At 38.5% G+C, this 488-nt stretch carries 1 protein-coding gene; it reads left to right on the top strand.

Features of this window, described 5'->3' with window-relative positions:
• The coding region (locus H4J65_RS00125) for a transposase (RefSeq protein ID WP_220465051.1) at positions 1-330 on the top strand (330 nt) is incomplete at its 5' end.
• Positions 331-488: the final 158 nt, after the last annotated feature.

Raw genomic sequence — 488 nt, 5'->3', positions numbered from 1 at the left:
GTGATGGAAAAACACTTAGCATTGATTGCCCAAAAGGTACCCAAAGGACGACACGCCGTGATAGTTGTGGATGGTGCAGCTTGGCATCAAGTCCATTTAACCGAAAAATTTGATAACTTATCAATTATAAAATTACCACCTTATTCACCTGAACTAAATCCTATTGAGCAAGTATGGCAATGGCTGAGGCAAAATGAATTAGCGAACAGATGTTTTAGTGGATATGAAGATATTGTTAATGAATGTAGTCGAGCGTGGAATATTTTTATTTCAGATGCATCTAGGGTGATAGATCTTTGCTCTAGAGACTGGATAAAAGTGGGAAGTTAATTAATCAAATTGGTATAACCTTTGAGATTGCAGCAAGCTAACTCAAGCTTTATTTATCAAATGCCAGAAAGCAAAAAACCCGTAGCGTCAGCTACGGGTTTCTCTAAATAGAAGCCTAGCAATGTCCTACTCTCACATGGGAACTCCCACACTACCAT

Origin of the sequence: Colwellia sp. MB02u-9 (genome assembly GCF_014077085.1) — a bacterium.
In the GTDB taxonomy this organism is placed as follows: Bacteria; Pseudomonadota; Gammaproteobacteria; order Enterobacterales; family Alteromonadaceae; genus Cognaticolwellia.
This window is presented reverse-complemented; position numbering and strand designations above follow the sequence as displayed.